Source organism: Micromonospora sp. NPDC048986 (genome assembly GCF_040649335.1).
Classification (GTDB): Bacteria; Actinomycetota; Actinomycetes; order Mycobacteriales; family Micromonosporaceae; genus Micromonospora; species Micromonospora alfalfae.
Window position 1 is genome coordinate 25,870 of record NZ_JBEZFJ010000014.1, and the last position, 24,472, is coordinate 50,341.

A 24,472-nucleotide genomic window follows, 5' to 3' on the forward strand; every position below is an offset into this window, starting at 1 on the left:
TCCCCCTCAGCCGTCGAGCCGGTAGTGCAGCAGGACTACCAGGTCGCTCAGGCCGTCCGGGTCGGCCGCCAGCGTGACCGGGGTGCCGAGAACCAGCGGGTCGGACTGACCCACGCACTGCCGCAGGTCGGCGTCCCGGTTCAACGTCACCGGGTCACCGGCCACTGTGAGGTCGTACGTCCCGGGATCACCGTCCACCCGGGCGTACCAGGTCACCTGGTCCACCACCGGCTGGTGGTCGCGGGCGAGGTACGGCAGGTGCTCCGGCCCGATGGCCAGCTCGGTGCTCTGCTGCTGGGTGAGCTGCCACCACTCGTCCGGGAAGTGGTGGCGCAGGCTGTATGCCTGGTACAGCCCCGTCCGTCCGGCGTCGACAAGCATCTCGTTGAGCACCTCCCGCAGGGAGTCCTCGACCAGGCCGCGCAGTGTCGAGCCGCCGTCGCGGGCCGTGTAGCGCAGGTGCAGGATGATGTCGCTGATGCTGTCGTAGTCGAACTGGCGGACCGCCGTCGGCAGTTCCAGCCGCCAGGTGCCGATCGCGCCCTTGCCCTCGAACGGCAGGTAGCGGTCGTCGGCGAAGTTCAGCTCGAACATGCCGCTGTCGCTGAGGCCGCTGCTGGTCGCGATCGACTCGATCCCGCCCACGTTGTACGCGAAGCGCTCGTCACCGGGCACCTCTGCGTACTTGTCCTTGGCGCTGGTGCCGCCCTGCCGGGCCGCGGTGGAGCTCCGGTACCTGTTGCCGATCAGGGAGAGCTTGGCGGTCACCGGGGTGTACGGGCCGGCCACGCACGGGATGGAGAGGCTGACAGCGCGGAGCCGGCGGAAGTAGTGCCCGGGGTGGTCCAGGTCGAACAGCGCCTCCGGGACGTTGACGACGCAACTGCCGGTGGCCCGCAGCTCGATCAACGCCGCCGGGTCGAGCTGCGCCAGCGAGACGTGCCGGGTCAGCTCGCGCTCGCGGCTGTGCCGGTCGAGGTAGGCCACCTCCATCCGCTTCAGGTCGTGGCGCAGCGCGTCCGCCACTGTCAGCCCCTTGCGCAGGCTGTCCCAGTAGCCGGGTTGCAGGAACGTGGCCTCGCTGCCCAGCTCGTGGGCGAAGCACCGCTCGGCCTTCTTCGCCACGTCGAAGGCGAGCTGGTACGCCCCGAAGTAGACGGAGCTGGCCCGGCTCACCATCCACTGGTACAGCTCGGTGTTCGTGTACTTGCCGCGCAGGTACTCCTCGGTGGCCCGGGCGTTGTCGGCTTCCCGGTCGTGCGCCGCCAGCTCGTCGGTGAGCATGGCCACGTGCAGCCGCCCGGTGAGGAGCTGCTGGTCGAGCTGGGTCAGTTCGAGACCGGCCAGCGCCGCCTGGTGTTCCCAGTCGTCCATCCGACGGCGGTAGCCGCCCTGGTTGGCGGCCATCCCGGCGGCCTTGTCCAGGGCCCGGGCGATCGCTTCCAGGGTCATCACCGCCGAGTCGGCGGCGGCACCGGCCTTGTCCCCGCCGAGGGTGAGGGTCACAGTGGGTGAGCCACCGAAGCCGGCGCCACCAGCAGTGAAGTTGGGTATCAGCTTCAGCCCGCCGGACAGGATGTAGCCCACGGCGATCGCGGTCTCGCCGAGCAGCGACACCCCTGACAACGCGGTGGCGGTGATCTCCCAGGCGTTCATGTACGGCCGGCCGGCGTAGTAGCGTTGCCGCTCCTCCACCACCTTGCGGCTCAGTTCCAGCGCCGCGACGTTGCCCTCGGCCTCCGCGATGGTGGCGAGCTTGACCGCCCGTACCGCGTCGAGCAGGGCGATCTCCTGGCCGGCGCGCAGCCGGGCGAGTTGCTCGGCGTCCCGCTTCTCCATGGCCGCGAGCAGCCCGCCGCCCAGCTCACCGACGTACCCGACGAGTTCGGTGGCCTTCTGGGCCAGCACCCGGAACCGGTAGTTCGGCAGCGGTGCGCCGAGCCCGGCCAGGAACGACGAGACGGACATGCCGGCGGCTGCGGCCCGGACCAGTGCCCCCGGGTCGATCGGCGGCGAGAACAGGGCGAGCATGCTCTCCACCCCGTCGATGTTCTGGCAGTTGCGGATCTTGAACAGCCGATCGGCGATCAGGTCCCACAGCCGGAGCATCTCCTCGTTGGGCGGGACGCAGAAGTACAACGCGGAGTAGCTCAGCGGGCTGGGCAGCTCCGCACCGCCGTGCGGCAGCAGGTCCAGGTCGGGGATCAGGTTCTCCAGGTCCAGCAGCGCGTTGCCGAACAGGTCCACGGTGGCCTGAAGCTGGTTCACGGTGGCCGGAGCCGGGCTGACCAGCGGCGGCACCACGCTCGGCTTCGGCCCGAGCAGTTTGTCGGCCAGAATGTAGAGCTGAGTGGCCTGGGTGACGGACTCCCTGGTGAACTGCCGGAACAACTGGTCACCCCAGTCGACAAGGTTCTTGATGTAGCTGACCACCACGGCGAGCTGGTAGGCGACCGGCCGGCTGCGGGCCACCACGTGCGGGTTGAACGGCTTCGCCCGCCACTGCTCCACGGCGAACTTCAGATCGGTGATGCTGGCCCCCGACGGGTCGGCAGCGATCGCCGTGAGAATGTCGCCGATCCGCTGGTTGAGCAGCTCGGGCACTCCGGTCTGGAAGAACGGCTTGGTGACCCAGTACTTCTGCGGGGCAGCGGCGCCGTCGGCGGTGCCGACCGGGTTGAAGATGTGGTGGAACCAGTTCCGCGCCTCGGCGAACCGCTGGTCCCGGTTGAGCCGCAGCGCGATGTCGAACGGAAGGTGGTAGAACAGCTCCCAGTTGTAGCCCGCGTACGCGCCGTCCGCGGCGAAGTCCAGGTCCTCCACCGGGTACGGCGACACGACCACCGGCGCCGGCTGGTAGGTGGCGGTGAAGTCGAACCCCGTGTTGGTGAGCTGGGTGGTCCGGCTCAGCAACGCCGGCACGCCCGACCGGTGGACGGTGGCCCGCAGGAAACACAGCAGCGGGTGGTAGAAGTTCGCGAACCGCACCCCGTACGACAGGGTGCCGTAGACCTCAAACTCGGCCACCAGCCGGTGGTACTCCGCGTCCTCGGTCATCGCCTGCACGGCGGCCGCGAGGTCGTGCGCCGGATCCTCGGCGTATCGGCGCAGGTACTCGGTGAGCAGAGCCAACACGTCGCGGGCGAACTCGTCCACGTCGCTGTACGTCTTCTCGATCCGGTCCGCCGGGTCCTCGGCACGCCTGTCGTAGAAACCCGGGATGATCACGTAACCGCGGTCGTAGTCGCCGTAGAAGTACGGCATCAAGGTGCCCAGTGGCAGCACCGGCCGGCGGTCGTGGGTGCCTCGGACGCTCTGCGCCAGCCCCAGCAGCATGACGATCCAGTCGAGCAACGACATCTGCATGGGGTACGTCACCCGGAACCGGCCGGGCGTCTGCGCCACCAGCGTCTGGAACGCGCCCATCAGCGGAGTGCTGATCGCCAGGTCATTCTGCGTCCGGAAGACCAGTTCGGTGAACCGTTCGGCCAGCAGTTCGGTGTCCTTGAACACCGGCGACAGCTGCAGGTTGCCGGAACCGCCGCCCGGCATCGGCTCCGGATAGCCTCGGCAACCGGTCAAGGCGAACGAGCCGACGAACTCGGAGCCGGTGAGCACGCTGATCGCCTGACCGGCCGCTCCGGCCGCGTACGCGAAGCAGGTGAACTCGTCCGCGGCGGGGAGGTCCTCCCGGTAGCCGCTGGCCGGGTAGTACAGCGCGTCCTTGGAGATCTTCTTCGGCTGCCAGCGCTCCTGCGTCCGCTCGCCGATGGCCAGCTGGATCCGCCACCGCCGACGCGGCCGCTCCGTCTCGGTGCCGCCGGGCGGGATGCCGTCCGGGTCCGGGATCTGGGAGGTCTGCGCCGTGTCGGTCTCCTGCGTGAAGACCGGCCAGGCCAGTGTGAGCCGGCTGTTGCGGTCGAAGGCGAGCAGGTGGTCGCCCGCGATGTCCAGCGGCACCCGCCGCCACGGCGTCCAGTACCGCTCCCGCTCGAACTGCCTGTGGTAGTACACGGTCGGGTCGCCGCCCCGGGTGCGGGCGAACACGTGCATGAGATGCCTGTCGTGCTGGTAGTAGCAGGCCATCACGTCCAGGTGCGCCAGGTCGTCCAGCTTCTCCAGGTACGCGATGGTGGCGTTCTCCACCGCCAGGTCAGTCAGCTCGTCCTGCTGCAACTGGTCGTCCAGCTCGGTGAACAGCTCCGACTTGTCGTCCCGCAACTCCGGCAGGATCCAGTTCTCCGGATACAGGAAGATCTTCCGGTTGGCCTCCCACACCCGGTAGTTGGCCATCCAGTTCCACTGGTCCCAACCCGGATCCTCGGTGACCGCCGCGACGCTGTCCGGCTCCAGGCCCAGCAGGCAGCGCTGCACGAACAACTGAACTGTGGCGTGCGCCTGCACGATGCGTGACGTCGCCATGCAGGCGCCCATCTCGACATCGATGAGGAAGTGGTCGTACAGGTCGTTGGTGTCGCGCAGCCCCGGGTTCTCGGCCAACAGGTACGCGACGAGCGCGTCTCGTTTGGCCACCCGCAGCCGGTCCTGCACCCCTTGGAGCACCCCGAACCACTCGGCCTCGGCGTAGCGGGCCTTCAGGGCCTGCCGCATGGTGGCCGCCCCCGCCGCCGTGGTGACCGGCTGGCCCAGCGGCACCGCCGCCGCCACCGGCAGGCCCAGCCGGCGCAGCACTGTGAGCGCCTGGGCCAGTCGCTGGATCGTCGCCGGTGACCGGTACGCGGTGAGGTCCACCGCCGACAGTTCGAGGTGGGTGTCGAGGTCGGTCAGCACCGCGGCGTCCCAGCCACCGAGCTGCGCCAGCTGGGTGTGGACCTGCGTGGCGGTGGTCCCGGCCGCCAGGACCAGGTCGAACAGCCCATACACCGTCCACGGCGCGGCTGCGTCCAGCGGGTTCGCCACCGGCGGGTAGGTGCGGGCCAGCTCGACCCCGGCGGCCAACCGGATCCAGTCGGTCAACGGGGCCGGCGGCCGGCCGGTCTGGTACGGCACCCGGTCCGGGGCCAACCAGCCGAGCGACAGGGCGTTCGCCAGCAGCCAGCCGAGGTCCGCGTCGGGCACCCTCAGGTGGTCGACGAGCCGGCTCAGCACGTGCAGCAGGCGCAGTGCCCGGTACTGCTCGTCGAACCCGGCCGGGGTGAGCACCGGCGGCGCCGGCGGCTCGTTCACAAGGTCCACCAGCGCGTCGTCGGTGAGCACCGCGAGCAGCGGCCGGGTCAGCTCCGCGCCGGCCAGCACTGTCGCGGCGGCGTCCGCCGAGAACCCGAAGGTGTCGGCCACCGCCGCCGCCGCCAGCTCCTGCTTGGTACGGGTGTACGCGTAGCTGGACAGGGTCGTGGTGATGGCCAGCAGCAGCGTGGTCTGCTGGGCCTCGGTGGGGCTGGCCACGATCGCTGCGGTTATCGGTGTGGTGTCCACCAGGGCGGCGAGCTTCGCGTCGACGAACTGCGCCGGGGTGGTCACCGCATCGGTCCAGCCACCGTGCACTATCGAGGCGAAGCCGGCCAGGTCCGCCTCGGTCATCCCGGGCACCGTGGCCAGCAGGGCACGCATGCCCGGCAGGTTCTCCTCGGGCGGCGCCGCCGGGTCGACAGCGGGTCGGGTCGCCGCGTGGCCGCTCTGGTAACCGGCCTGCAACCCGGTGAGCACCGCGGTCAGCGTCTCGTCCGGCAGGTCCCGCGCGGCCAGGTCGTCGGCTTCGTGTCGCAGCAGGTAGCGCAGGTCGGCCGGGCTGATGCCGGTGCCGGCCCGGGCGGCGTCGAGCAGTGCGACGAAGGCCAGCGCGGCGGCCGGTGTGGTGAGCGGATCCGGCCCGATCAGATCCTTCATGATCAGGTACTCGCTGACGGTGAGCCCGAGCGCCCGGGCCAGCAGCGTTCCGGCGTACACCGTGTGCAGGCCGACGTTGCTGACGATCGCCGGGGCCGGAAGGTCGGCCACCAGCAGAGCGGTGTCCGCGGTGGTGGCACCCAGGCAGGTCGCCAGGTACGCCTCGTGCGCCGACAGCGGAGCACCGGAGCCGGGTGTGGTCAGCTCCGCCTGCTCGTTGGCGAGCACGTTCGCCGGCTCGAACGCGTCGAGGACCGGGCCGTTCGCCGTGTTGCGGAACACCTCGGCGTACCGCGACTCGTCCAGCGGCGCGAACAGGTCGACCACCTCGGGCAACGGCAGCCCGAGCCGAGCGGCCAGTCGGTGCAGCGCCGCAACCGTGACCAGGAGGTCGTCGTCCAGGGCACCGCCGCCCAGCGCGTCGGCCCGGATCGTCCGGTCCAGCAGCGGCGGCGTCCAACCGGTGCAGGCCGGCGCGCGCAGCAGACGCAGGAACCTGTGGATCCGGTCCAGGCGCGCGTCGGTGAGCTGCTGGATCCGCTTCGCGCTGAGGTCGGACCCGGTGTCCAGGTGCTTGACGAACATGGCGTTCCCGGGATTGACCCAGGTCAGCGCCAGCAGTTCGGTCAACTCCCGATAGTCCAGGCGCGCCCGAGCGAGGAAGTTGTCCACCCGGGCGATGCCGCCCAGAGCGCCGAGCGGCGCGGTGTTCCAGATGTCGTCCTGAGCGGCCGGGTCGGCGGTGACCACCAACTGCCGCTGCGCGTCGCTGATCCCCAGTTCCTCGGCCGCGATGGCCTCGTCGCTCGGGCCCGCCGACCGGCGCAGCGCCCGCATCACGTCGGCCCGGGCGATGTCGAACTGGGCGAAGTAGCTGCGGGTCTCCTCGTGCGCCAGGTCGAACGGCAGGGCGAACGCGTACCGGCTGCCCGCCAGCAGGGCGTACGCGGCGGGATTCACGTACTGCGGCGCGGCCGCCAACTCCAGCGCGGTGCCGGTGCTCTGGCGCAGTCGGCGCACGAACCACCCGCCCGCCCCGTCCGGGCTCGCCTTGGCCACCACGCCGACGTCCCGAACGACGCGAGCCCCGGCCAGGTCCGGCTCGTACACGAGGGAACGGTCGGTGAACGGCCAGCCCTGGCCCTGCAACAGGCTCAGCAGCCCGGCCGACGGCGCCTCCACCGGGTCGACGCCGCCGCTCAGCGGGCCCCCGAACGCCAGGCCCGCGTCCGGCGCCACCGCCTCCTCCAGGAGCTCACACACCAGGTCCAGGTAGGGCAGCGGAAGGTCGGTGTTCTCGCAGCTCAGATCCAGGTCACCGAGGTCCGGCCGGCGACCGTACAGCACGTCCCGGGCGACCTTGGTGGCCGGACCCGGCGTGTCGGCGTCGGTGACCAGCCGGTCACCGAGGAACTGAAGGGCGTCCACCAGGTACGCGGCGGCGCTGTGCACGCTGCGGCACGGCTCGCAGTAGCTGGAGTCGGCGAGCTGGAACAGGCTGCTCAGGTTGGGAAAGTCGGCGCTGACGGGGGTGAGGTCCGGTGCCACCGAGCCGCCCAGGGCCCGGACCGGCAGCGCCCGCGCCGCGCTCTGGAGTTCGCCGGCCAGCAGCCCGCTCGCCACGTGCACGTCCACGGCCCGGCGATACACCGACCGGGCCTGCTCGTCGGTGAACCGGCCGGTGTTCACGGCGGTGGCCACGAACCTTGTCTCGCCGAGGGCGTGGATCCGGGCCGCCGACGGCACGTCGGCCGCCAGCAACGCCGTCGTCTGCCGATAGGTCGGCGCCAGCTTGAAGATCCGCTGTGTGGCCTTGAGCGCCGGCCGCCCGGTCCGCAGCCGCTCCGGGTGGTCGCGCAGCAGCCGTTCCACGTTGCCGGTCGCGAGGTCGAAGTCCGGGTTCGCGGTGAGCAGTTCGAGCACCGCGTCCCGGTGCCCGCCGAAGGCGCGTTCGGCGGCGCTGGCCGGCTCGTCGGTGCCGGGCTGTTCGTCGGGGTCGGCCCGTTGACCGGGGCCGGGCCGATCACCGTTGCCGTCGGGTCGTTCGGCTGCGGCGTTGGCTGTGGTGTCGGCCACGGCGCCCGCGTCGCGTTCGAGTTGCGCGGTGAAGGCAGTGGTGGGATAGCGCCTCTCCAGCTTGCGGGCCAGCGCGCCGGCGTGCAGGTCGATCAGCTCCGGCCGGACCGGCTGACCAGCTACCCGGACATCCGTTGTGCTGTCGCGCAACACCCGCCGCCAGTCCGCCGGGGCCAGCCGGGCCAGCCGGCGGACGTCGGCCGCCCGCTCGATTCCCTCGCGGTCGCGGACCCGGTCGATGATCGTCTCGTCGTAGCCCAGCACGTCGGCCAACACGCTCGCCGCGCCGGCCGCCTCGGCGGCCGACCGGTCGGGAAACGCCGCCGCGTCAGCAAGCCGGGCGATCAGCCCGGGCAGGTCACCGGCGGCGTCGGCGGCGAGAAGGGTCTGGACCCGCTCGTGCGCGCCGTCGGCGAGGAACCGCTCCACCCGCCCGTACAACACCTTCGGCCGTTCCTGCGCGACGTACTCCTTGGCCTCCGGCCGTACCCGGGCCAGCATGTCGAGGATCCGGTCCAGCTCGCCGAGCAGGTCCTCGGGAACGTAGCGATGGCGCACGGCCTCGGCGACGGCGTTCCGGACGGTGTGCTCGTCGAGCAGGGCCATGTCGTAGTACAGCGGCCGCAGCTCGGTGTTCAGATCGACGTCGAACCGGGCGAGCGCGGCGCCGGTGCGACTCGCTGTCAACAGCGTCCGCTCGGCGAACAGCGCGTAACCGAACACCGCCGGCAGCTTGTAGGACGCGGCCAGTTTCTGCGCCACACCGAAGTGCGCCAGCGCCGTCGCCGGCAGTCCGGTCTCGGCGGCCAGGAACGTCACGTCCTCGGCCTCGTCGTCCTGGCGCAGCTCGTACAGCGCGACCTCGCCGAGCAGCGGGACAATCGTGGCGAGGATCCGCTCGTACTCACTGCGTTCCCGGTCCCCGCCACCGGACAGATCCACTGTGAGCGCGGCAAGCTCGGGAGCGTTGAACAACACAGCGCTCAGCGGCGGGTCGGACAGGAGGCGATCACCAGCGGACACGCGGACGAACAGGTCGGCGGACTGCTTCTCGGAGCGGGTGAACCGGTCCCGCGAGTAGTCGATGCGGTACAGTCCGTCATCCCCGGTGATCGCTTCGCCGAGCTGCTCGGAGTGCCGCAGGTCCCGGTCGAACGCGCCGACTGTCAGAGCGTTCGCCGGCTGCCCGTCGACCCAGCGCACCCGTCCCACCACGACGAACCGGGACGGCGGCTCGGCCAGCACCATCTGCACCGCGTCCCGGGTCGCCCCGTCCACAGTGCCGGTGACCGGCAGCTTGTGCGTCCGTTGGAACTCGGCCACCGCACGACGGGTGGTCGGCCCGTACCGGGCGTCGACCAGTTCGTCGGTGGCGATGTCAGCGCGCATCCGCAGCAGCGCGGTGTGCAGCCGCCGGACGTCGTCGCTGGGGCGGGGCCGGCGCGAGCCCATCGGGGTGGTCATGAGCATCTCCGATCGTCCGCCAGCCGGCGACGGCGGCTGTCTGACGCCGGTGCGACCGGGGGCTACCTGGCATCCTGCGGATCGGCGGAGGACCCGGCATCACACTGTCCGAGATCCGCCTTCCCGTTTGGCTGAACGGCAGCGGGCACTGCCGGGACGGCCGGTGGCGGAGCCGGGACTTCCAGGGCAGCACCCTCAGCCTGGGTGACAAAGAGCATCCAGCCGGGCATTTCGCCACTCCACCGCTGTCGGGACTGCCGCGGTCGACCCGCACCGGCTGAGCAGGGACCCAATCATCGTCTCGGCCAGCAGCGGGCGGCATTTTGAGGTGGATTACCGGTCATTCCAGATCGGCTCGCGGGGGTGCAACAATGCGGGCATGAACGTTCGGGAGCGCAGCAACGTCACTGTCACGGGTCGGGAAGGTGGCCCGATGGTGATGCTCGCCCACGGCTTCGGATGTGACCAGAACATGTGGCGGCACATCAGGGCGACGCTCGGCGAGCAGTCTCGCGTGCTGCTCTTCGACCACGTCGGTGCGGGGCGCTCCGACGTGACGGCGTGGGACTCGGATCGGCACGCGACTCTCGACGGCTACGCCCGCGACGTCCTGGAGATCTGCCGTGATCTGGACCTTCGCGACGTGATCTTCGTGGGGCACTCCGTCAGCGCCATGATCGGCGTGTTGGCCGTCAACGAGCAGCCTGACCGCTTCGCCGGCCTGGTCCTGCTGACCCCCTCACCCTGTTACATCGACGAGGAGGGCTACCGGGGCGGGTTCACCCGTGACGACATCGACGAGCTGCTGGATTCGCTGGACAGCAACTATCTCGGATGGTCGGCCGGCATGGCACCGATGATCATGGGGAATCCCGACCGGCCCGAACTGGGCGAAGAACTGACTGCCAGTTTCTGCCGCGCCGACCCGACCATCGCGAAGGCGTTCGCGAGGGTTACCTTCCTGTCCGACCATCGTGCCGACCTGGCCAGGGTACGAGTGCCCACGTTGGTGATCCAGTCGGCGATCGACGCGATCGCGCCCCCCGAGGTGGGCGCCTACGTCAACGACCAGATAACGGGCAGTCGCCTGGTCACGCTCGACGCCACCGGGCACTGCCCACAACTGAGCGCGCCGCAGGCGACGGCGCAGGCCATCGCGGCGTTCGTGGCCGAACGCCGGTGAGTGAACCGGTGCCCCGCACGGGGTCGCGCTGCGGGCTGCGGGACGCCGCAGAGTTTCCCGCCATGCTGGAGGACAACATCGACGATCTCTACGACGGTTCGCCGTGCGGGAACGTCTCCACGTTACTGGACGGCACCATTGCCAAGATCAATGCGACGTTGCTCGGCTGGCTCGGCTACACCCGAGAGGACGTCATCGGGCGCAAACGCTTCAGTGACCTGCTCACCGTAGGCGGGAAGCTGTATCACGAGACACATTTCGCCCCGACGCTACAGATGCAGGGCGAGATCAACGGTGTCGCCCTCGAACTCAGGCGCGCGGACGGATCCCGGTTACCAGTGCTGGTCACCTCCGTGGTCAAGACGGGCAGTGACGGCCAACCCCTGCTGATCCGTACGACAGTCTTCGACGCCCGCGAGCGCCGCGCGTACGAGAACGAGCTCCTCCATGCCCGCCAGGAAGCCGACGCCGAACGGGAACGCCTGCGGGGATTGATCGCCGGGCTGCAACACAGTCTGCTGCCGGACACGTTGCCGGCCCCGCCGCGTACACAGACCAGCGCCTATTACCACATGGCCTCCGCCGACCGGATCGGCGGAGACTTCTACGACCTGTACCCGCTCGACGCGAGCCGGTGGGGGTTCTTCCTCGGCGACGTGTGCGGCAAGGGCCTCGCCGCTGCCGCCACGACCGCGGCCGCCCGACACACCCTGCGCACCGCTACCGCCTACGACCCGGATCCCGCCGCCGCGCTCGCCCACCTCAACACCGTTCTCTACCAGGATCACCGCAGCCGGTCACACCGCCACTGCACCGTCATCCTCGGCATCCTCACCCCGACGCCAACCGGCTACTCGATCACCCTCGCCGGTGGTGGTCACCCCGCCCCCATGCTGCTGCGCGCCGACGGCACAGTCGCGCCGCGACCCACCACCGGCGGCACCATCATCGGGGGCCTCCGCACACCACGCATCGCGACCCGGACCTTCCCCCTGGAGCCCGGCGACACGCTTATCCTCTACAGCGACGGCCTTCTCGAAGCCCGTTGCGGTCTCGGCGCGGAGCTATTCGGCGAAGAGTCGCTGCAGGAATTCCTGGCCCGGCTGGCGCCCACCAGCGCGCCCGCGGCAGTCAGTGCGCTTACCGAACTCCTCGCCACCTTTCAACGGCTCGACGACGACGTGGCCCTCATGGCAGTGTCAATCGATGCGGGCCCGCCTGCTCACACTCGCGCCTAGCCGTACGCACAACGCCCCTCCGTTGAGGCATCCTCCGGTCTGAATGAGGACTCCTCGACCATTCGCGGCAATGGTTGTACGTAACGTCACGGAATGCCGCCGGACCAGTTACCCACCGCGCAGACTCCTCGGTCCCCGCTGGCGCCCGTCGAATCCGGTGCCCTTCCATCTCGACGAGTCGACCCGCGCGTCAGGGGACGCCACCGCTGACCCTGCGGACGCGCACCCATGTTGACCCCGTGCTGCATCTGACGCGAGCTGATGCGCCGTCCTGGCCCGCTCGCCGCCGTCCAGGTCGCTCAGCGCCGTGGAGCCCGGGGCCGATCCCGGGTCACTCCTGCGGCGCGATCAGCCTGTCGTCGGTGGTGTCGTGGACCGTGATCGCTTCCACCGGGCACGAGTCGGCGGCGTCGAGGACGACCTCGGCCGGGGCGACCACGTCGGCCAGCGGCGCGGACTGACCGTCCACCAGGTGGAAGTAGTCGGGCGCGGTACCGGCGCAGATGCTCGTGCCGATGCAGCGGCGTGAGTCCACCCCGATCCGCCAGGCGGCGCTCACCAGGCCACCGGCATGCCGAGCAGGCCCCGCACCAACATGCCCCGCTTCCACTCCAGCTCGGCTTCCGGCACGGCGAGCCGCAATCCGGGCAGGCGGGTCACCAGAGTGGCGACGGCGACCTGCAACTCCATGCGGGCCAGCTGTGCGCCGACGCAGTGGTGCACACCGTGCCCGAAGCCCAGGTGCGGGTTCTGCTCGCGGGTGAGATCCAGCCGGTCCGGGTCGGCGAAGACGGTACCGTCCCGATTCGCCGATGACAGTGAGCCGAGAACCGGCTCACCTGCCCGGACCAGCACCCCGCCGACCTCGACGTCCTCCTTGGCGTACCGGGCGAAGGAGGAGCCGACGCCGAGCGGCACGTAGCGCAACAGTTCCTCCACAGCGGCCGGCACCAGCGACGGGTCGGCCCGCAGCTGAGCGAGCTGGTCCGGGTTGTGCAGCAGGACGTAGACGAAGTTGGGAATCTGGGTCACGGTGGTCTCGTGGCCGGCCGCGAGCAGACCTCCGGCCAGCTCCACCAGCTCGGTCTCGCTGAGCCGATCCTGATTCTCGTCGCGGGCCCGCACCAACGCGCCGAGCAGGTCGTCGATCCCCGGCTCGCGGCGGCGCTCGGCAACCAGATCACCGATGTAGCCCCAGAGATTGTTCAGGTACTCCTGGATCGTTTCCATCGGCAGGGAGGTGGTCGAGACGATCGCCTCGGACCAGATGTGGAAGCGGTCGCGGTCGGCGTACGGCACCCCGAGCAGCTCGCAGATCACCTGGATCGGCAGCGGCGTGGCGACGTGCTCCACCAGGTCGGCCGGAGGACCGAGCCGGACCAGGTTGTCGACGAGTGCGTCGGCGATCTCCTGGGTTCGGGGGCGCAGCGCCTCCACCCGACGTGCCGTGAACGCCTTCGCCACCAACCGGCGCAGCCGGGTGTGATCGGGCGGGTCCAGGGTCAGCATGCCGCTGTACTGCTGGCGCGGGGTGAGTCGGGGCTCGTCGCGCTGGACGGCCGGGGCACGGCCGAACCGCACGTCGCCGAGGACCGTACGGACGTCCTCGTACCGGGTGGCGAGCCAGGCCTCCTCGCCGTAGGGGAGTTTCACCCGGGTCATCGGCTCGTGCTCGCGCAGCTCGCCGTAGGTCGGATCGACGACGAGTCGGTCGGGCACACTGAACGGATACGGCCGCGCCGGCGGAACGCTTCGACTCTCGGTGGTCTGCGCGCTCTCCGTCATCCGGATTCCCTTCATCGAGACGGCGTGATCCTCAGGTCGGGCACCACGTTCGTAGCGGCGCCGGATTGCCAGCGTCCAGGGCTTGCGGACAGCACACATCAACGCTTAGTAATCTGTCGATGTCGGATCGTAGCGGGAGATGCCGATGATCGCCATGGAGGCTGGTCCCGTCGGTACGCGAAAACGGTCTCGCGGCCAACCGCTGGCCGGGCCTCGCTCCCGACGGCCAGCCACGCCGCCGGGGTGCGGCAGTAGCGCCGCACCCCGGCAGGGACACCCGTCGGGAGCGACATCACGACCACAGGTGTCGCGAGCCTCCTCGGCGCCAGATCAGCAGCCGAGCCGCTTGCTCGACAGGGCGATGTCGTCGATCCAGAGGTCGAAATCGCCCGGCGTCGTGCCGCCCTGGTAAAGCTGCCAGCCGATCTTCACAGTGTCGACCGTCGGCAGGACGAAGGGAACGTCGTTGCCACCGTGGTCGCTCGTGGAGGCCGTCAGCTCCGGGTTCGCCACGCCATCGATCCACACCGCGACGCGGTTGTCCGTCGCGTCGATCTTCCACTCGAAGCACTGCCAGGTGTCCTCCACGACCGGGGCGGACTCCCGCCAGTTGGTCCAGTCGCCGGTCGGACCGCCGTCGGCGCCGACCCCCCAGAAGGTTCCGGGGACCGTTGGCGCGTACTGCCCACCGACCGGACGGACGACCTCCGCGCTGCCGGTGCCGGTTGCCTCCACCAGCGTGAAGTGCGCCCAGTCCGGGGCCGTCGGGAAGGCGTCGACGCGCAGACGCATCCGGCCGTAGAAGCGGTTGCCGGGCGCAGCGAAGTCGTCGACGCGCAGGAAGGCGCGTCCGTTGTCGACGGTGTGGACGTGCAGCACCTGGTTGCCGCGACGGGCACGTTCGACGGTGAGCGTGCCGTTGCGGGTGTCGACGCCCCAGTTCAACGTGCTGGGCCCCCCGGCGGGCAGCCGCTCGAAGTCCTCACAGAAAAGCAGGCCACGGGGGCACGAGGGCCGGGAGGCCCCCGATGCGCTGGCCGGGACGCCGCCGACTGCGGCGCCGAGGACCAGGGCGGCGCTGAACACCGCGAGAAAATTCCGCATTGTCATCCTCCAAGACGGCTGGCTTCCCGCCACAGGGGCCGGGCCAGCAGGAACCTTCCGGCCATGCGACGCTGAGGTGCTCCCGCTCGCACCGCTGCGGCGCGGTTGCCTCCGCGCTGCGGTGATCCGAGCTATTCCGGCATCACCGCATCAGCTACAGCCACATTGACGGGCGTCATTATATGTGAAGAGACTGACTCTGGTCCGCCGGCCGCGAAGCGCTGCACGGAACCGCTGGGCGTTGACTCGGAGCCAGGAAAGCGTAACGCTGTGGAAGCGCTCCCATCGTCGAGCTCCTCTGCGAAAGGAATGCTCGTGCGTCCCACCACAGCTCTACTTCCGGTAGTGCTCGCCACGGCCCTCGGCGGTGTGGCAGTGCCGGGGCCAGCCCTGGCCGCAGCCGGCCCGGCGCTGACAGTCGACACCACTGCCGCCCGGCACCAGATCAGCCCGTACGTCTACGGCATGAACTTCGCCGACCAGGCCCTCGCCCGCGACCTGCGGCTGCCTGTGCACCGCTACGGCGGCAACGCCACCACCCGCTACAACTTCCGTGCCGACACCACCAACCGTGCGTCGGACTGGTACTTCGAGAACATCCCCAACGACAACCCGAACCCGGCCAACCTCCCGGAGGGTTCGGAGACCGATCGGTTCGTGCAGGAGAACAAGGCCAGCGGCGCCGCCACGGTCATGACAGTGCCGATGCTCGGCTGGATCGCCAAGGATCGGGCACGGGCGTGTGGCTTCAGCGTCGCCAAGTACGGCCCGCAGCAGTCCACCGACACCTGGGCACCGGACTGCGGCAACGGCCTGAAGCCGGACGGGTCACCGGTCACCGGCAACGACCCCGAGGACACCAGCGTCGCAGTGGGTCCGGAGTACGCCGCCGACTTCGTCAACCACCTCAAGGGGCAGTTTGGCGCCGCCGCCGACGGCGGGGTCCAGTTCTACAACCTGGACAACGAGCCGGACCTGTGGCACTCCACCCACCGCGACGTCCGCCCGGCCGGGCTGGGCTACGACGAGCTACGCGAGCGCACCTACGAGTACGCCGCCGCGATCAAGGCTGCCGACCCCGGCGCGAAGACGCTCGGTCCCGTCGGCTGGGGCCTGAACTCGATCCTCTACTCGGGCCTCGACCAGGACACCTGCTCACGCACCGGCTGCTGGTCGAACCCGCCGGACAAGGCCGCGCACGGCGGGCAGGACCTCGGCCCGTGGTACCTGGACCGGATGCGCGAGTACGAGCAGCAGCACGGCACCCGCATCCTCGACTACTTCGACGTCCACCTCTACCCGCAGCAGTCCGGCGTGCTCGGCGACGCGGCCGGCGACGCCAACACCCGGGCGCTGCGACTGCGCTCGACCCGCCAACTCTGGGACCCGACCTACGTGGACGAGAGCTGGATCAACAGTCCGGTCCGGTACATCCCGCGCCTACGCGAACTGGTCGACCAGCACTACCCGGGCACGAAGATCGCGATGACCGAGTACAACTGGGGCGCCCACGGGTCGCTCAACGGCGCGCTCGCCCAGGCTGACGTCCTCGGCATCTTCGGCCGCGAGGGACTCGACCTGGCCACCCTCTGGACCGCACCCCAGGCCGACCAGCCGGTGGCCAACGCCTTCCGCGTCTACCGCAACTACGACGGCAAGGGCGGCGCGTTCGGGGAGACCTCGGTCCAGGCGACAAGCGCCGACCAGGGCAGGCTGGCCGTGTACGCCGCCGAGCGGAGCGCCGACAAGGCCCTCACCCTCATCGTCATCAACAAGACCGGCGACGACCTGACCAGCCCGGTCGCCCTCACCGGCGCCTCCGCCAGCACCGCTCAGGTCTACCGGTACAGCGGGGCGAACCTCGCCGGCGTCGTCCGGGAGGCCGACCAGCCGGTGACCGCCGACGGCCTCACGGCCACCTTCCCGGCCAACTCGATCACCCACCTGGTGCTGCCGCGCGACACCACGCCCGGCGACACCCAGGCGCCGACCGTCCCGGGCAAGCCGACCGCCGCCACGATCACCGGCGACAGCGTCTCACTGGCCTGGGCACCGTCCACCGACGACACCGCCGTCACCGGCTACGACGTGCACCGGGTCGACACCGCCGGCACCGTGAAGGTCGGCAACGCCACCGGAATCACCTACACAGTGACCGGGCTGACGCCGGACACCCCGTACACCTTCGTGGTGACCGCCCGCGACGCGGCGGGCAACGTCTCGGTGGCCTCCCCCGGCCTGACCGTGCGGACCGCGCCCACCGCCCCGACCGCCGGCTGCGCTGTCGGCTACACGGCGAACAGTTGGCCGGGCGGCTTCACCGCCACCGTGGCGATCAAGAACACCGGCGGCACTGCGATCGACGGCTGGAAACTCGCCTTCGACTTCCCCACCACCGGCCAGGAGGTCGACCAGGGCTGGTCGGCCACCTGGAAACAGAACGCAACGAGCGTCACCGCGGACAGCATGAGTTGGAACGGCACACTCGCCCCCGGCGCGTCCACCAGCATTGGCTTCAACGGCACGTGGAGCGGCACCAATCCGGCACCAACCGCCTTCACCCTCAACGGGCAACGCTGCGGGTGACCTGAGAGACCCGGCTTCGCACCACAGCGGCGGAGCAGACCGGAGGGGCCGGGGCGCACCAGCGCCCCGGCCCCTCCGAGCGCCGCCTCGCTGCCCGACGTCGGCGTGCACTGCGGAAGGGTTTCAGGAAGCAGGTGTCCAACCGTGTCCAGCCGCGTCCAACATCGCCCTCGCCGCCCTCTGCCGATTGCGAGACTTGCCGTCCGTCCGGGCCGTCCGACTCCTGACCCGGCCGACCAGTCCCCTCGTGATGGGAGCGGTGAATGTCAGAACCTGTTGTCAGCCACCCGCGTACGAAAAGACCCAGCCGCAGGTCCCTGCTCGCGATGGCACTCGCCGTCGTGGCATCGGGGGTCTTCGTTCCGACGGCCGCGGCGGCCGGGCCGGTCGACCGACCGGGCCAGCCAGGAGGCGCGGCCGATCGGGCCCGCACCGACGGCCGGGCAGCCCTGGCTTCGCCCAGCAGCGCCGACAGGGACCGGGCGGGCGGGGCAGCGGACATGGCCGCGGCGATCGCCGGACAGCGGGGCATCAGCCGCGAGGCCGCCGAGAAGCTGCTCAGTGCCGAGAACGCCGATGTGCGACTCGCCAACCAGTTGACCACCGAGCTGGGCGCCAGCTCGGGCGGCGCGTACCTGTCCGACGGCAACCTCGTCGTCACTGTCACCGACGCCGCGGCTGCCGCGAAGGTGACCGCCGCCGGCGCGAAGGCGCGCATCGTCGCGCGTGGTGAACGGCAACTCCAGTCCATCCAACGGGCGCTGGAGGCCGCGCCGAGTGAACCGAACACCACCTGGGCGGTGGACCCGGCGACCAACCAGGTGGTGGTGAGCCTGCCGGCGTCCGGGGCGAGGAACGCCGGCCAACGCTCGGCGGCGCGCAAGTTCGGCGCGGCGGTGCGGTTCGAGACCAGCGCCGGCCAGATCCAGCCCAACGTCGGGATCTCCAGCGGGGACTCGTTGGGCGGCTGCTCAGCCGGGTTCACCGCCACCGACTACACCTTCAACTACATCATCACTGCCGGCCACTGCACCCAGGGTTACCCGCACTGGACACTGCCCAACGGGCAGGACGTCGGGCCGTCGCTGGAGAGCAACTATCCGGAGGACGACTACGGCCTCATCTGGATGAACGGTCCGTCGGTCTGGGCTACCGGCGTCATCAACCTGTGGAACAACACAAGCCGGAGCATCCACGGTTGGGCGACGGCGGTGAGCGGGCTGTCGGTCTGCAACTCGGGCAAGACCACCGGATTCAGGTGCGGCACCGTGCTCAAGACCAACGTGACGGTCAACGGCGCCGGCGGCACAGTACGCCAGATGGTCGAGACAAACATCTGCACCCTCGGCGGTGACAGCGGTGGGCCGCTCTTCGCCAGCAACACCGCGTACGGGCTGAACTCGCACGCCAACCGGGTCGGCAGCCAGTGCAACTCCTCGCCGCGCACCTGGCACCAGCCGGTGGGAGAGGCGATCACCGCGTACCAGGTCGTCATCTACGGCGCGCCGTGACGAGCGGCGACCAACGAAGGAGACAGGGATGAGAACCGCATTCACCAGAGCCGTACGCCTCACCGCCGCGGCCGTCACGGCCACGGCAGTGGCCCTGACAGTGGCCGTCGGCCCCGCTCAGGCGGACCTCTGGCAGCACACCGACGGGTTCGAGGGGAACCCGGCAGCGGTGTGGGAGTTCCACCGTTCCGGGGCCGGGAGCGGAGCCTTCGAGCTGGGCACCGGAACGGCCCGGTCCGGTTCGAACAACGCCATTCTCACTACCTCGACCGGTGGCTGGTCCGGGGTGGGCAAGCTGCTCACAGTGGCGCCGCGTACCGCCGGGCACTCCACCACCTGCGGCGGCGGGTTCTTCGTCCGGGCAGTCAGCGGGCCGGCGGTGCTCAACGTCGAGGTGATCGATCCGGCGAGCTGGACCTACCTTGCGCTGCGTACCGTCCGGATCACCGACACCACGTGGCGACGGCATGATCTGGCCAGCTACGCGAACGGTCCGAACCAGGTGTTCGTCCGGGTGTCCCTGCTCGGTGGCAGCGGTGCCGTGCGGGTCGACGACTTCGCCTTCCAGTGCAGCTACTTCCGCGCCTGAGCGGGTAGACCACTGCGGGGCCGGCGCTCGTGCGCCGGCCCCGCAGTCGTCCCACCCGACCGAACATCGAATCGGGCCGGCGGCGACCCCGGACGGCTCGGTCCAGCGAGATTAGGAACGATCGTTCTTGACTGATCATTCCTCAATCGCTAGTGTTCCTGGACATGGGCCGCCCGCGGGGTTTCGACGAACAAGCCGTGACCGCAGCGGCAGCGGAGTTGTTCGCCGGCCGGGCCTACGACGGGGTGTCAGTCGACGATCTCGTCCAACAACTGGGGGTGCACCGCAACAGTCTGTACAAGACCTTCGGCAGCAAGCGGGGTCTCTATCTCGCCGCTCTGCGGTGGCACCTCGAGCACCGGCTGCCGTCGCTGACCGAGCAACTCGCCGCTGGCGCGGCGGTCGCCGACGACCCCGCCCTCGATCTGCTGTTGTTGGCCGCTGTCGAACGCGCCCCCAGTGACGTCGAGGTGGCAGCCCTGGTGGCCAAGGCGTGGCTGGCGCTTGACCAGGCCCTGCGGCGAGCACCGGCGACCCCCGCCGACCCCTCTGCCTCGACTGCGTTGAACGCGCTGCTGGGCGAGCGGCTGCGGGCCCGTGCCGCTACGGCGTCGGCCGGCCCTTCGTAACCCCACTCCCGTACCCGACCACCTCGCCCGGCGACGCTCGCGCCGGTGCCCCACCATGCCCGACGGCCGGTGCCGCCGGGCTGACGAAAGGACGGTTGTCATGGCCACTGTGCGCGTCGACGGCGACGATCTCGTCGTGGAGATCGAAGGTATGGACAGGTTGTGGTCGCTCAAGAGCCGTTTGGTGATTCCGTTGGCCAACGTCCGCGGCGCCACCGCCGACCCGGGTACCGCCGCCGAGCCGAAGGGCCTGCGCGCACCAGGGACGAGTGTGCCCGGTGTGATCACGGCCGGCACCTTCCATCAGGACGGTGAGCGCGTCTTCTGGAACATTCGTGACGGCGCCCGCGCCGTCGTCATCGAACTCGCCGACGAGCGCTATGCCCGTCTGGTCGTGGAGGTCGCCGACCCAGCCGCCACTGTCGCCCTGATCGAGCAGGCGGTCCCGCGATGATCTCCGTCGGTCGGATGCCACGAACCGTCCGCCGGATCACTGTCGGTACCGTCATGCTGGGAACCATCGCCGCAGGGGCTCTCCCCGCCACCGCCGTGCAGGCCATGCCGACCACGCCTGCCACGGACCGCGAGATCACCTTCACTGTGGACGGGACCACCGCGTACGGCACCCTGCACATCCCCGCCCACCGCCGGGGGCAGACGATGCCTGCCGTGTTGTTGCTGCCCGGCAGCGGTCCCACCGACCGCAACGGTGACCAGCCGCCCGCGCTCACCCCACACACCCTCGCCAAACTCGCCGGAGCGCTGGCGCACAACGGCGTCGTCAGCCTGCGCTTCGACAAGTACGGCACGGGCCGGACCGGGCTGGGCGCCTACGCCGCGAGGCCCGAGACGCTCGACCATCCCGCCTTCGTCCGCCAAGCCGCTGCCGCGTACCGGCTGCTCGCCGGCCAACCCGAGGTCAACCGGCGAGCGGTACGCCTGATCGGGCACAGCGAAGGTGCGCTGACGGCGCTGCTGGTCGCGGTCGCCGCCGAACCTCGTACGGCCGGAGTCGGGCTGTTGCAACCCCTGGCGAAACGGTTCCTCGACGTGCTCGCGCAGCAGTTGCACGACCAGCTCGCCGCTGCCGTCGCCGCGGGCCAGCTGAGCCGGCAGGAGCAACTCACCCTCTCGCGCGCTGTCGACCGGGCCGTTGCCGATTTCCGGGCGCACCGCCCACCCGACACCAGCGCCATGCCGCCCGCGCTCGCCGATCTCTTCCGTGCCCTCGACGGCCCCAGCAGGCGCTACGTGGAAACCATCGACGCCATCGACCCTGTTGCCGTCGCGTACCAGCTACCCCGTCGGACTCCTGTCCTGCTCACCTGCGGAACCATCGACCCACAGGTCCCGTGCCACATGACCACGCCGCTGGCAGTAGCGCTGCAACGGGCGCACACCAGCGGGCCGGGCCGATTCGTGCTGTCCGGCGTTGCCCACGATCTGACCGACCCCGCGAGCCCGAACGTGCTCGCCCCGGCGACACTCGGTGCACTTCGTCAGCTCATCAGGCACGGCGCCAGGTAGGGCGGGCGCGAGACCTCCATTCCACGCCACCGGTGGGTCCTGGCCGGACACCGGAAGAGCGCCCCGACCTCGACGCCCGCAGCCGCGCCGACGGGCGGCTGCGGGCCACTGCCGGAAGTCACGAGGTACGTCTGGATGATCTGCAGGGCCACCCGCCACACGGTCGGGGCGCACACGTGCATCGCCCCGCGAGATCATCACGGGGTGCCGATCGGCTCAGGCTCAGCACTGACGCTTAGCGATCGGGTCGGAGCATGCGACGGTGCAGGCGCGTCGCCTCCTTCTGGTCGGTGATCTGACGTAGTGCCAGCCACGCGGCACCCATCGCCGGGTCTGCGGCGGTTGCGGCCGGGACGGCAAGGGTGGCCAGGACCGCCGTTCGCACGGGCGTGCTGTTGGTCAGCAGGCTGCCGGCGAGCACGACGGGGCCATCCGGTGGGCCCAACTCGTTGAGCGTGGCGACCAGTCGAGCAGCGGCCTCGGTGGTCAGACGCCCGGCGAGGGCATCGCCGGCTGTGGCGCCGGCGCAGACCAGGGGTGCCAGCGCGGCGAATGCCGCGGGATGCTGGCGGCCGGCCCACTGCACGAGTTCGTCGCAGGTGCTCACGCCGGCCCGCGCCGCGATCGTGGCCGCCAACCCGGTGTCCGCTGTCGGGCCCGACCAGGCCCGGGCGATCGAACGTACCGCCTGAAGGCCCAGCCACATGCCCGAGCCTTCGTCTCCCAGCAGCCAACCGAGGCCGTCGACAGTGCGGCTGACGCGCCAGTCGTCGATCCGGGCGGCGACCGCGCCGGTGCCGGCGATGAGCACCGCGCCCGAGGGCGCCGACGTGCCTGCCGCGAAGGCTGTCACCGCGTCGCCGACCAGGTTGATCGGGCAGGTCAGTCCACATTGGGCCCACTCGACGGTGAAGGCGGCCGTGATCTCTGGATCCGCCATGACACCCGCGCCGGCGATGCCTGCGACGCCGCTGCGCACGGATGCTGGGTCGTGCTTCTCCAGGGCCTCGCGCACCGCCGCGCCGATCGAGTGAGCGGCTGCCGTCCCCGCAGCCGTCGGGTTGCCCGGACCCGCCGCGCCGCGCCCCACCACGGTGCCGTCCCGGGTCGCCACGACCGCCCGGGACGCCGTACCGCCGGCGTCTACACCCAGTACCAGAACCATGCGCGAAATCGAAGCATAGAAATTTTCTATTGACTAGACATCGATGTGGTCGTAATTTTCATGCTCATAGCTAATCGATGAAAAGGATGATCAGCAGTGACGGGTGAGAGTGGTGGGCTGCTGGTGCGGCTCCGGATGGAGGGGCCGACCATGCCGGAGGCCCTGGCGAAGATCGCCGAGGCCATCCTCGACGATCCGGAGACGGCGGCGCACGCCAGCATCGTCGACCTGGCCGAGCGATCCGGGACCTCCACCGCGACGGTCACCCGCTTCAGCCGGGCACTCGGCTTCAAGGGGTACGCCAACCTGCGCGTGGCCGTCGCGACCGAGACCGGGCGCGCCGAGCAGGCACGCTGGGAAACCGACATCTCCGGGGACATCGCGCCGGAGGACCCGATCGGCGGAGTCCTCGACGTGATCACCGCCGCGGACACCCGGGCCATCCAGGCGACCGCATCCGGCCTGGACACGGCCGCGGTCGAACGGGTGGCCGCCGCTATCGCCGCCGCCGGCCGAGTGGAGATCTTCGGGCTCGGCAGCAGCGGCACCGCCGGCAGCGAGATGGCGTTCCGGCTCGAGCGCATCCGCGTTCCGGTGCGGTACCGCGCCGACACGCACACCGCCCTCACGAACGCCGCACTGCTCGGGCCGGGCGACGTCGCGATCAGCCTGTCGCACTCAGGTCGGACCCGAGAGGCGATCGAGATGCTGGCCGAGGCCGCCGATCATGGCGCGCTGACCGTGGCGGTCACCTCGTACGCCCGCTCCCCCCTGGCCGAGGTCGCCGACGTCGTCTTCACCACCTCGGTGCACGAGACCACGTTCCGGCTCGCAGCGCTCTCCGCGCTGCACTCGCAGTTGCTGATCCTCGACCTCATCTACGTCGCCGTCGCACAGCGCACCTACGAGCGCACCACGGAAGCTCTCGAACTCACCGTGCGGGCCGTCGACGCACACCGGATGCCGGACACCAATGCGAACCGCAAGCGAGCACGGAAGGAAAGGCCGCTGTGACGATCACAAGCGCGGACTATGTCGAGGTCATCGCCAAGGCGATCGAGCGTGTCGGGACCACCCAGGGTGACCGGGTGGCACGGGCCGCCGATCTGCTGACCGCGACACTGCAGGGCGGTGGGGTGATCCAGGCGTTCGGCTGCGGACACTCCGAGGCACTCGCCATGGAGATCGCCGGTCGGGCCGGCGGCCTCGTGCCCACCAACAAGATCGCCCTTCGCGACATCGTCCTGTACGGCGGCGAGCCGACGAACGTGCTCGGGGACCCGCAACTCGAGCGCACGCCCGATGTCGCCCACCGCCTCTACGCGCTCGCCCCGATCAAGCCCGACGACGCGTTCGTCATCGCCTCGAACTCCGGCGTCAACGGCGCGGTCGTGGAAATGGCACACCTGGTGAAACAGCACGGACACCCGCTGATCGCGATCACCTCGGTCGAGCACTCCGCCCGGGTCGAGTCGCGGCACGACAGCGGTCTCAAACTCGCCGACCTCGCCGACGTCGTGCTCGACAACGGCGCACCGTACGGCGACGCGTCCCTCGACTACGGCGACGGTGCGGTCGGGGCCGTCTCGTCGATCACCGCAGCACTGCTTGCCCAGCAGATCGTCACCGAGGTGGTGGCACGGCTGTTGGCGCTCAACGTCACCCCGCCGGTCTATCTGTCCGACAACGTGCCGGGCGGGCGGGAGCACAACAAACTCATCGAAGCGCGGTACGCCGGGCGCATCCGGCGTACCGCATAGGGAAAAGG

At 70.2% G+C, this 24,472-nt stretch carries 15 protein-coding genes; 10 read left to right on the forward strand and 5 right to left on the reverse strand.

The genetic code is table 11. From position 1 onward, the window contains the following. Positions 1–6: 6 nt before the first annotated feature. Positions 7–9,387 carry a neuraminidase-like domain-containing protein gene (locus AB0B94_RS25655; protein ID WP_357285379.1) on the reverse strand — a complete coding sequence of 3,127 codons (9,381 nt, stop codon included), beginning with the start codon at positions 9,385–9,387 and terminating at the stop codon, positions 7–9. Between the two features lie 379 nt (positions 9,388–9,766). Here AB0B94_RS25655 and AB0B94_RS25660 point away from each other — a divergent pair, with 379 nt between their 5' ends. Continuing rightward, positions 9,767–10,570 (forward strand): alpha/beta hydrolase, encoded by an 804-nt coding sequence (locus tag AB0B94_RS25660; protein ID WP_357285383.1) that lies wholly within the window; start codon positions 9,767–9,769, stop codon positions 10,568–10,570. A 62-nt stretch (positions 10,571–10,632) separates the two neighbouring features. Continuing rightward, positions 10,633–11,808 (forward strand): SpoIIE family protein phosphatase, encoded by a 1,176-nt coding sequence (locus AB0B94_RS25665; RefSeq protein WP_357285386.1) that lies wholly within the window; start codon positions 10,633–10,635, stop codon positions 11,806–11,808. A gap of 331 nt (positions 11,809–12,139) precedes the next feature. Here the strand turns inward: AB0B94_RS25665 and AB0B94_RS25670 are convergent, their stop codons facing one another. The 3 genes from AB0B94_RS25670 to AB0B94_RS25680 all read right to left on the reverse strand — a co-directional run bounded on the left by AB0B94_RS25670 (position 12,140) and on the right by AB0B94_RS25680 (position 14,697). After that, positions 12,140–12,367, reverse strand: a complete 228-nt coding sequence (locus AB0B94_RS25670) for a ferredoxin (RefSeq protein WP_357285391.1) — start codon at positions 12,365–12,367, stop codon at positions 12,140–12,142. Continuing rightward, entirely contained in the window at positions 12,364–13,593 is a 1,230-nt protein-coding gene (locus AB0B94_RS25675) for a cytochrome P450 (protein WP_357285394.1), read from the reverse strand. Before AB0B94_RS25675 ends, AB0B94_RS25670 begins: the two co-directional genes overlap by 4 nt. A gap of 330 nt (positions 13,594–13,923) precedes the next feature. Then, a complete protein-coding gene (locus tag AB0B94_RS25680; protein WP_357285398.1) occupies positions 13,924–14,697 on the reverse strand; it encodes a hypothetical protein in 774 nt (257 codons plus the stop codon). A 309-nt stretch (positions 14,698–15,006) separates the two neighbouring features. Here AB0B94_RS25680 and AB0B94_RS25685 point away from each other — a divergent pair, with 309 nt between their 5' ends. The 6 genes from AB0B94_RS25685 (at position 15,007) to AB0B94_RS25710 (ending at position 21,539) form a co-directional block, all read left to right on the forward strand. After that, entirely contained in the window at positions 15,007–17,283 is a 2,277-nt protein-coding gene (locus AB0B94_RS25685) for a glycoside hydrolase family 44 protein (RefSeq protein ID WP_357285403.1), read from the forward strand. 263 nt (positions 17,284–17,546) lie between these two features. Then, positions 17,547–18,794, forward strand: a complete 1,248-nt coding sequence (locus AB0B94_RS25690) for a S1 family peptidase (RefSeq protein ID WP_357285406.1) — start codon at positions 17,547–17,549, stop codon at positions 18,792–18,794. 28 nt (positions 18,795–18,822) lie between these two features. After that, positions 18,823–19,383, forward strand: a complete 561-nt coding sequence (locus AB0B94_RS25695) for a hypothetical protein (protein ID WP_357285409.1) — start codon at positions 18,823–18,825, stop codon at positions 19,381–19,383. A gap of 164 nt (positions 19,384–19,547) precedes the next feature. Continuing rightward, complete coding sequence (locus tag AB0B94_RS25700) at positions 19,548–20,012, forward strand: helix-turn-helix domain-containing protein (protein WP_357285412.1); 465 nt, start codon at positions 19,548–19,550, stop codon at positions 20,010–20,012. Between the two features lie 100 nt (positions 20,013–20,112). Continuing rightward, on the forward strand, positions 20,113–20,466 hold the full coding sequence (locus AB0B94_RS25705) for a hypothetical protein (RefSeq protein ID WP_357285415.1): 354 nt from the start codon (positions 20,113–20,115) through the stop codon (positions 20,464–20,466). Between the two features lie 14 nt (positions 20,467–20,480). Beyond that, the gene (locus AB0B94_RS25710; RefSeq protein ID WP_357285418.1) at positions 20,481–21,539 is read left to right on the forward strand and encodes an alpha/beta fold hydrolase; all 1,059 of its coding nucleotides are present in this window, start codon (positions 20,481–20,483) and stop codon (positions 21,537–21,539) included. Positions 21,540–21,774: 235 nt separating this feature from the next. Here AB0B94_RS25710 and AB0B94_RS25715 read toward each other — a convergent pair whose 3' ends face one another. Then, a complete protein-coding gene (locus AB0B94_RS25715; RefSeq protein ID WP_357285421.1) occupies positions 21,775–22,704 on the reverse strand; it encodes a BadF/BadG/BcrA/BcrD ATPase family protein in 930 nt (309 codons plus the stop codon). A gap of 96 nt (positions 22,705–22,800) precedes the next feature. On the opposite strand from AB0B94_RS25715, the gene AB0B94_RS25720 reads away from it, so the two are divergent. After that, a complete protein-coding gene (locus AB0B94_RS25720; RefSeq protein WP_357285424.1) occupies positions 22,801–23,718 on the forward strand; it encodes a MurR/RpiR family transcriptional regulator in 918 nt (305 codons plus the stop codon). Next, positions 23,715–24,464 (forward strand): SIS domain-containing protein, encoded by a 750-nt coding sequence (locus AB0B94_RS25725; RefSeq protein WP_357285427.1) that lies wholly within the window; start codon positions 23,715–23,717, stop codon positions 24,462–24,464. The genes AB0B94_RS25720 and AB0B94_RS25725 overlap by 4 nt, the downstream gene beginning before the upstream one ends. Positions 24,465–24,472 lie beyond the last annotated feature (8 nt).